Source organism: Caballeronia sp. BR00000012568055 (assembly GCF_029439455.1).
Lineage (GTDB): Bacteria > Pseudomonadota > Gammaproteobacteria > Burkholderiales > Burkholderiaceae > Caballeronia.
In genome coordinates, this window is the sequence record NZ_JAQFVG010000248.1 from 1 (window position 1) to 8,833 (window position 8,833).

The following is an 8,833-nucleotide window of genomic DNA, read 5'->3' on the forward strand; positions in this document are numbered from 1 at the left end:
CCTTCACCGCCGCGACGATATTCGGATATGCGCCGCAGCGGCAGATGTTGCCGCTCATGCGCTCGCGGATTTCATCGTCGGACAGTTCGCGCGGGCGAAAGCGCACATCGGCGGTTACGGCGCTGGCGGTGCCCGCGCGGTATTCGTCGATCAGCGCCGTCGCCGAGCACAACTGCCCCGGCGTACAGTAGCCGCACTGAAACGCGTCCTTGTCGATGAAGGCGCGCTGCATCGGGCTGAGCGTATCGCCGGTCGGCGCGAGGCCTTCGACGGTCGTGATGCTTTCGCCGTCGTGCATGACCGCAAGCGTCAGACACGAGTTGATGCGCCGTCCCGCCGCGATCACCGTGCACGCGCCGCACTGGCCGCGGTCGCAGCCTTTCTTTGTGCCGGTCAGTTCGGCGTATTCGCGCAAGGCATCGAGCAGCGTGGTGCGCGCTTCGACTTGCAGTTCGTAGGGATGGCCATTGATGGTCAGCTTGACGGGCATCGTCGGCGCGGCGGATGGCGGTGGCGGCGCGGTTTGGGTTTGCTGCTGCGCATGGGCAAGTGGCGCGGCGGTCACGGCCGCAGCCGCAGCGGCGGATTGCAGAAAGCGCCGGCGTGACGGCTTTTGCGCGTTCGGGGTATCGACAGGGGACATGGCGATCGAAGGCTCCTCGCTCGTTCGGAAGGGCGTCGCCGTGGCCTGAGTCTGCGTGGGCGTGCTGCTCGCGTGCCGTCTGCGACGACGGTCACGCGAGCGCCGATGCCCAGGTCCGTCAAGCGGCGCATATGAAGGCGCGCGAGACCGTTCGATGACTGTAAGCGGATCGAACGTTCGGGCGCGCGAATGTCAACACGAGCAAGTCGGATGCCAGATGCCGCTGACTGGCTTACGCAGCGGTGTGTGCCAGTCACGCAAGTAAATGCTGCCCGATGCGGTAACTTGCGGCCTTACGTCGGCCTTACGTCGGCCTTGCTTCGGCGTGTCAACGCGGCGGGTAAAGCGGCGAATTACGCGACGAACGCGCCGGTCCGTAGGGATCGGGATTGCCGAAGCGGGGAATCGTGCCATCGACGCGGGCGCGGGCGAGATCGGCGCGGACTTGCGCGCGCGTCACGGGTCCGTTGGAGGCCATCGGCATTTGAGCGGCGCCTTGCATCGGCTGATCGTTCATCATGCCGGTCTGGGCGAACGCCGATGCGCTGAATGCGCAGGCGGCAAGAAGGAAGGCGGTTTTCATCGGCACGCTCCGTGATCGTGGGTGTCGATCTATACGTGCTCGGACGCGCAACGGATGCTTATTTCACAAGCGCCAGCACGTCCCGAAACCGTGGATGCCGGAAATCGCCGAGCCAGCCGAACAGCGTGGTTTCGACCGTCGTGAGCCGCGCGCCGTCCTGCTGCGCGCGCATTTCAGCGATGACGCGGTCTTCGGCGCGGCGCGAACCGACCGCATCCGCCACCCATTCCACGCGATAACCGCGCTGCAACAAACCGAGCGCCGTCAGCAGCACGCAGACATGCGCCTCCGCGCCGGCGATCCACAGCGTGGCAGGCGCGGGCGGCAGCGCGTCGAGAAAAGCAGGCGCGCGGGTCGCATCGAACGAATCTTTTTCTATCAGGCGATGCCGCGCGCCGACAAGCTCCGGCAAGGTCGCGCCCAAGCCGCGCGGATTCTGCTCCGTGACGATCACCGGTATATCGAGCAAATCAGCGGCGCGTTTGAGCGTTCCGACGCGCGCGCTCAAGCGTTCGCCACCGTCGATATGCGGCACCAGTTTCGCCTGCATATCGATGACAACGAGCGTCATATTCAAGCCTCGCTTTCCATGATCCGATCGATCAGCCGCGCATTCTCGCCCGCCGAGCCGATGCCCGCGTGCTTGGCCATCGGCACGAAAAAGTGCATGGCGATCGGCAGTTTCGAGCGCTCCAGCCAGTTCGTCAGATGCGCGGAAAGCCGTCGCGCGGGCGCTTTCAGTTCCTCGCGCAGCACGGCGGGCAGCATCTCGAAATGCTTCATCTCCGTCTGATACGGCTCCGGCGCGACGCACAGCGCGTTAGGCCGGCCATCGACATCGACAGGGAGGCGTTCGAGCGCCTGATGCAGCAGGGCCACGCCCAATCCCTCGCCGCGCCACGGTTTGCGCACTTCCCACATGCTGATGTAAATCACGCGATGCGCGTTAAACACATCGCACAAACCCTGCGGCCCGAGCGCTTCCGTGGCCGCGAGCGCGAGCGAAAGCATGTCGCCGGAATACGTGTCGAGCGTATAGACGAGGTCCGCGCTGCTGGTGAGCGGCGGCACTTTCACAAGCTTCAGCTCGACCGCCGCCGCGACGATATCGCTGCCCGCCTCGTGAAACACCGCGAACGCGGTGCCCAAACGCTCGTCGTCCACTTGCGGATACTCGTGGCGATAGGTCATCGTGAACAAAAACGGCCCGATCTTCTCGCGATACGCCAGCGGCCGGTCTACGTCGTAATCGCCGGTGCCTTCGAGACCATAGGGATCGTAATCGCGCTTTTCGCGGCGCTCACCGTTTTCCGCCGATGAAGCCAGCGCCGCCAGCGGACGCCGCGACGCGGGCACCAGATCTTCCGGCAAGCCTTCCCACGACAGCCGCAGAAACTCGCGCCCGCCTCGGTAATGCGTTTCGAAAAGCGAGATCAGCGGCTCGCCCGCGACCGGATCGAGAATGCGTTGCGCGCAGTCGCCCGCGCGGTCGAGCAGTTGATCGGCTTCGGCGGGATCGGGTGCGAGATGCGGTTCGTCGCCGGAAGGATCGTGCGGCAGACCGCGTGCGGCGCGTTCCTTGCGAGCCAGTTCGAGCCACTCATCGGCGGCACGTTCGGCGATAAAACCCGCCGCAATCCGATACCCCGTCAGCACGATCGATTGTCCCGTGCGGCCGAGCGGGAATACGTATTCGTCGGACATGACTTCATCGACGGACACGCCTCGGAAGGTTTCGCGCGGCGCATGAGTGTCCGCGTTGGCGTCGAAGCGCGCGTGCGACAGGACGTGCGCGACGAGATCGGTGGCGGCGGGGCCGAATTCCGATCCCGCGCCGGGTAAGAGTTTCAACAGCGACAAGTTGCTTTTTATGTTGCCCGTGCCCGCATTGCTCATGAGTGCCATCTCCGAGTCGTATCGGATAATCGTAACAAACCGTGAAGCCGCCCGGGGCGCGGCGTGCACACGGGCTTGCCGGAGGTGTATCGATGAAATCGCTCTTGACGAACGAGACGGTGGAAGGCGGTTGCGCATGCGGCGCATTTCGCTTCCGCGCGACGGGCCAGCCGATCCGCATCGGCATGTGTCATTGCATGACGTGCCGGCGCGTGCACGGCGCGCCATTCGGTGCCTACGCCATCTTTCCGCGCGATGCGGTCGAGATGAGCGGGCGCGTGCAAACCTGGCAAAGCTCGGAAGCAGGGCGGCGGCATTTCTGCCCGGTATGCGGATCGGTGGCGTATATGGAATTCGTCACGCACGGCGAGATCGACTTGCCGCTCGGCGCTTTCGATGACACCGGCCGCTTCGAGCCGCAATACGAGCTTTGGAGCAAGCATCGCGAGCCGTGGCTGCCGCATGTCAGGCCCGAATACGAGGAAGAGCGCACGCGCTGAGTGGCTTAGTGCTTTGAGCGTGCACGGCGTCGTATGATGAACGCCCGCCGGTTCTTCATGCTGAGGAGACGCGCTTGATCCAACTCGATTCCACCCTTGCCGCGCTGCTCGATCGGCTCGAACGCTTCGCCGCCGATCACGACGCCCGCACCGCCGACCGCGCCGAGCGCATGCTCAATCTCGAGCGGCCGACCGCCGAGTTGCTGTATCTGCTGGTCGTATCGGCGAAACGGCGGCGCGTGCTGGAGATCGGCACGTCCAACGCGTATTCCACGCTTTGGCTTGCCAGCGCCATGAAGGCGATCGGCGGCGAACCGGTCGTTTCCATCGAACGCGATGCCGCCAAGCTCGACATGGCTCGCGCCAATCTCGCCGAAGCCTCGCTGCAGGACGCCGTCCATCTGCTCGAAGGCGACGCCACCGCCGCCTGCCGCGCGCAGCCCGGCCCGTTCGACTGCGTGTTCTTCGACGCCGACCGCATCAGCGCGCCCGATCAGCTTGCCGTGCTGTTGCCCAAACTCGCGCCCGACGCGCTGCTTTGCGCGGACAACGCACTGTCTCATCCCCAGGAAATTGCCGGCTATCTGGCAGCGGTCGATGCCACCGGCGAGTTCGATTCCACGGTCGCGCCCGTTGGCAAAGGGCTGCATATCGCGTGGCGGCGTCCGCGCTGAACGAGACATCGTTTGTCTCGGCGGAACCGCATCATGGATTAACGATCCGACCAATTGCATTCGCGTGCGGAAAATAAGATTATCGGCGTGCGTTATGACAATGAGCGACGAAAACGTATGCGCGCCCTTGAGCAGACGCGAAGGCTTCAAGGATCGAGAACCTCTGAAACACATTGCTTAGGAGCATCGATTATGGCGAAGCAACCGGTAAGCGGCAGCGACAAGCAGCATCCCGAAGGCGCGAAGTGCGTCGGCCAATGCGATCCGGGCGAGCAGATCGAAGTGATCGTCATGCTGCGCCGCAAGGACGAAGCGGGCTTCAAGGCGCTGATGTCGAAAATCGAATCGGGCGATGCCGCCGCGCAGCCCGTTTCGCGCGACGAGTTCGACAAGCGCTTCGGCGCATCCGATGAAGACATCGCCAAGGTGAAAGACTTTGCGAAGCAGTACGGTTTGTCGGTGGTGCGCGCGGAGTCGAATACGCGCAGCGTGGTGCTGAAAGGCACCATCGAACAATTTCAGAAAGCGTTCGATGTGAAACTCGAACGCTTTCAACATCACAACATCGGCGAGTTTCGCGGACGTACCGGCACGGTCAGCGTGCCCGACGACATGCACGATGCCGTCACCGCCGTGCTCGGGCTCGACAGCCGTCCGCAGGCGCGTCCGCATTTCCGCTTCCGCCCGCCGTTCAAGCCGATGCGCGGCGCCGCGCAGACTTCGTTCACGCCGGTCGATCTCGCGCGGCTATATCAATTCCCCGCAGGCGACGGCGCGGGACAGTGCATCGGCATCATTGAACTGGGCGGCGGGTACAAGACCAGCGATCTCAGCGCGTATTTCTCGAAGATCGGCGTGAAAGCGCCCAAGGTGCTGTCGGTCGGCGTGGATGGCGGCAAGAACGCGCCGTCGGGTAATCCGAACGGGCCGGACGGCGAAGTGACGCTGGATATCGAAATCGCGGGCGGCGTTGCGCCGGCGGCGACCATCGCCGTGTACTTCACGCCCAATAGCGATGCCGGTTTTATCGACGCCGTCAATCGCGCCATTCATGACACGACGAATAAGCCGTCGGTCGTATCGATCAGTTGGGGCGGGCCGGAATCGAACTGGACGCAGCAGTCGATCAACGCGTTCAACGATGTGCTGCAAAGCGCGGCCGCGCTCGGCGTGACCGTTTGCGCGGCATCGGGCGACAGCGGTTCATCGGACGGCGCCAGCGACGGCTCCGATCACGTCGATTTCCCCGCCTCCAGCCCGTACGTGCTCGGCTGCGGTGGCACGAATCTGACGGCTTCCGCCACGGGCATTGCGCGCGAAGTCGTCTGGAACGACGGCGATCAGGGCGGCGCGGGCGGCGGCGGGGTGTCGTCCGTATTTGCGGTGCCGACGTGGCAGAAGGGTTTATCGGTGACGCGCGCGGGCGGGCAGCACACGGCGCTGGCCAAACGCGGCGTGCCCGACGTCGCAGGCGATGCTTCGCCGCAAACCGGCTACGAAGTGCTGATCGACGGCGAGGAGACGGTCGTCGGCGGCACCAGCGCGGTCGCGCCGCTGTGGGCCGCGCTGATCGCGCGCATCAACGCGATCAACGGTGCGCCCGCCGGCTTCGTCAATCCGAAGCTGTACAAGGCGAAGACCGCGTGCAACGACATCACGCAGGGCGATAACGGCAGCTATTCGGCATCGGCCGGATGGGATGCGTGCACGGGCCTCGGCAGTCCGAACGGCGCGAAGGTCGCGGCGGCGCTGAAGGCTGCAAAGAGTTAGCAGCAAGGCAAGAAGACAGTGAACAACAACCACGACGACGATTCTGGAGCAAGACGATGAACTCCGATCCACTGAACTCAGATCACAAACCGGCCGATTCGACCGCAACCGAAACGCCCGAGCCCGCCCGCGCCGCGACGCAAGCCGCGCTGGCGACGATGCCGGAAAAGGCCGCCGCCAAGAAAGCGCCCGCGAAGCCATCGGGGAAAAAGGATCAGCCGTACTTCGATCCGACGCCCTACGGCAACGGTCCCGACGATTCCGTCGATGCCACGCAGGCCGATGAAAACGCGGCGGTCACGCATCACAGCGTCAGCATCGGCGGGGCGAAGATCAACTACACGGCGACCGTCGGCCATTTGGTGACCGTCGATCCGAGCAGTTCGAAGCCCGACGCGAAGATGTTCTACGTCGCCTTCACCAAGGACGGCGCGAAGGAAGACACGCGGCCGCTGACGTTCTTCTACAACGGCGGGCCGGGCTCGTCGTCGGTATTCGTGCTGCTCGGCTCGTTCGCGCCGCGCCGCATCAAGACCGCGATGCCGAGCTTCACGCCGCCCGCGCCGTATCAGATGGAAGACAACCCGGACAGCCTGCTCGACAAAAGCGATCTGATCTTCATCAATCCGGTCGGGACCGGTTATTCGGCGGCAATCGCGCCGAACAAGAATCGCGATTTCTGGGGCGTGGACGAGGACGCCGGTTCCATCGCGCAATTCATCAAGCGCTATCTGACGAAGAACAATCGCTGGAATTCGCCGAAGTTTCTGTTCGGCGAGTCGTACGGCACGGCGCGCAGTTGCGTGCTGGCGTACAAGCTGCACGAGGACGGCATCGACCTGAACGGGGTGACGCTGCAATCGTCGATTCTCGATTACCGGCAGTCGGGCAATCCGGTCGGCGCGCTGCCGACCGCATCCGCCGATGCGTGGTATCACAAGAAGCTCGGCGTGCATCCGACGCCCACGAATCTGCTCAACTTCATGGAGGAAGTGGCGGAATTTTCGCGCACGGATTATCTGAACGCGCTGAAGAAATTCCCGCAGACCGATGATGAAGTGGTCGAAAAGCTCTCGGAATATACGGGCATCGACAAGGCGACGCTGATTGCGTGGAGTCTGGATATCGCCGCGTACGACAGCCGTGGCAACTCGCTCTTTCTGACCACCTTGCTCAAGTCGAAAGGCGAAGCGCTCGGTTCCTACGATGGACGCGTGACCGGCATTTCCAGCGGTATCGCGGGCAAGATCGACCCGAATTCGGGCGGCAACGATCCGACCATGACGGCGGTCAGCGGCGTCTACACGTCGATGTGGAACAGCTATCTGAACGAGCAACTGAAATTCACGTCCACGTCGTCGTTCACGGATCTGAACGATCAGGCGTTTCTCAACTGGGACTTCAAGCACACGGACCCGACCGGCAAACAAGTCGGCATCGATTCAAAGGGCAACATCATTCTCTATACGGCGGGCGATCTGGCCGCGGTGATGGCGCTCAACGTCGATCTGAAAGTGCTGTCGGCCAACGGTATGTACGACTTCGTGACGCCGTTCTATCAGACCATCATCGATCTTCAGCAGATGCCGCTGATCGACAAGACCGTGCGGCAGAATCTGTCGGCGACGTTCTATCCATCGGGACATATGGTTTATCTCGATGGCGGATCGCGTACGCAATTGAAGGCCGATCTGGCGAAGATGTACGACGAAGCGACATCGAATCATGCGGCGATGTCGCGGATCGTGGCCTTGCAGAAGACGACGCGCGAGAAGAAGGATGCGTTGTCGCCGCAGTAAAAGGTAGCGCCGGGCGCGCGGGAACACCTATTGCGGACGTCATAAGCAAAAGATCGCTGTCGTCCCCTACAGGAGTTCCCGCATATGCCCACGAAGAAGCAAGCCGCGAGCGGCGTCGCTCGCACGCCGTCGCAACAAGACAACACCAGCGCGAAGGTCGAAGCGCTCGAAACCTTCCGCACCGACGCCACCGGTCAGGCGCTGACCACCAATCACGGCGTCAAAATTTCGGATAACCAAAACTCGCTGCGCCAGGGCGAGCGCGGCCCGTCGCTGCTTGAAGATTTCATCATGCGTGAAAAAATCACGCACTTCGATCATGAGCGGATTCCCGAGCGTATCGTGCATGCGCGCGGCGCAGCGGCGCATGGCGTGTTCAAGGTGTACGAATCGCAGGCCGAATTGACGAAGGCCGGATTCCTGCAAGATCCGTCGAAGGAAACGCCGGTTTATCTGCGCTTTTCCACCGTGCAAGGCTCGCGCGGTTCCGCCGATACCGTGCGCGACGTGCGCGGTTTCGCGGTCAAGTTCTACACGGAAGAAGGCAACTTCGATATGGTCGGCAACAATATGCCGGTCTTCTTCATTCAGGACGCGATCAAGTTTCCAGACTTCGTCCATGCCGTGAAGCCCGAACCGCACAACGAAATTCCGCAAGGCGGCTCCGCGCACGATACCTTCTGGGACTTCGTTTCCCTCGTGCCGGAATCGCAGCATATGGTCTTGTGGGCGATGTCCGATCGCGCCTTGCCGAAGAGTTTCCGCACGATGGAAGGCTTCGGCATCCATACGTTCCGCTTTATCAATGCCGAAGGAAAAGGGCGCTTTGTGAAGTTCCACTGGCGTCCGACCATCGGTTCGGCATCGTTGTTGTGGGACGAGGCGCAGAAGATTCAGGGCAAGGACGCGGACTATCACCGTCGCGATTTGTGGGAAGCGATCGATAACGGCGACTATCCGGAATGGGA

At 62.9% G+C, this 8,833-nt stretch carries 9 protein-coding genes; 5 read left to right on the forward strand and 4 right to left on the reverse strand.

The window, feature by feature from the left end; all coding sequences use genetic code 11:
* The 4 genes from P7F28_RS13120 to P7F28_RS13135 form a co-directional block, all read right to left on the reverse strand.
* A partial coding sequence (locus tag P7F28_RS13120; RefSeq protein WP_277184927.1) for a 2Fe-2S iron-sulfur cluster-binding protein occupies window positions 1–643 on the reverse strand: 643 nt, incomplete at its 3' end.
* Between the two features lie 328 nt (window positions 644–971).
* A complete protein-coding gene (locus P7F28_RS13125; RefSeq protein ID WP_277184928.1) occupies window positions 972–1,226 on the reverse strand; it encodes a DUF4148 domain-containing protein in 255 nt (84 codons plus the stop codon).
* 58 nt (window positions 1,227–1,284) lie between these two features.
* A complete protein-coding gene (locus tag P7F28_RS13130) occupies window positions 1,285–1,797 on the reverse strand; it encodes an isochorismatase family protein (protein ID WP_277184929.1) in 513 nt (170 codons plus the stop codon).
* A gap of 2 nt (window positions 1,798–1,799) precedes the next feature.
* Entirely contained in the window at window positions 1,800–3,131 is a 1,332-nt protein-coding gene (locus P7F28_RS13135) for an inositol monophosphatase (RefSeq protein ID WP_277184930.1), read from the reverse strand.
* Between the two features lie 83 nt (window positions 3,132–3,214).
* On the opposite strand from P7F28_RS13135, the gene P7F28_RS13140 reads away from it, so the two are divergent.
* The 5 genes from P7F28_RS13140 to P7F28_RS13160 all read left to right on the forward strand — a co-directional run.
* Window positions 3,215–3,622 carry a GFA family protein gene (locus tag P7F28_RS13140; RefSeq protein ID WP_277184931.1) on the forward strand — a complete coding sequence of 136 codons (408 nt, stop codon included), beginning with the start codon at window positions 3,215–3,217 and terminating at the stop codon, window positions 3,620–3,622.
* A 74-nt stretch (window positions 3,623–3,696) separates the two neighbouring features.
* Entirely contained in the window at window positions 3,697–4,296 is a 600-nt protein-coding gene (locus P7F28_RS13145) for an O-methyltransferase (protein WP_277184932.1), read from the forward strand.
* Between the two features lie 192 nt (window positions 4,297–4,488).
* Complete coding sequence (locus P7F28_RS13150) at window positions 4,489–6,066, forward strand: protease pro-enzyme activation domain-containing protein (RefSeq protein WP_277184934.1); 1,578 nt, start codon at window positions 4,489–4,491, stop codon at window positions 6,064–6,066.
* A 158-nt stretch (window positions 6,067–6,224) separates the two neighbouring features.
* The gene (locus P7F28_RS13155) at window positions 6,225–7,865 is read left to right on the forward strand and encodes a S10 family peptidase (RefSeq protein ID WP_277185153.1); all 1,641 of its coding nucleotides are present in this window, start codon (window positions 6,225–6,227) and stop codon (window positions 7,863–7,865) included.
* A gap of 84 nt (window positions 7,866–7,949) precedes the next feature.
* Window positions 7,950–8,833, forward strand: an 884-nt coding sequence (locus tag P7F28_RS13160; protein WP_277184936.1) for a catalase, incomplete at its 3' end; no start/stop codon positions are given.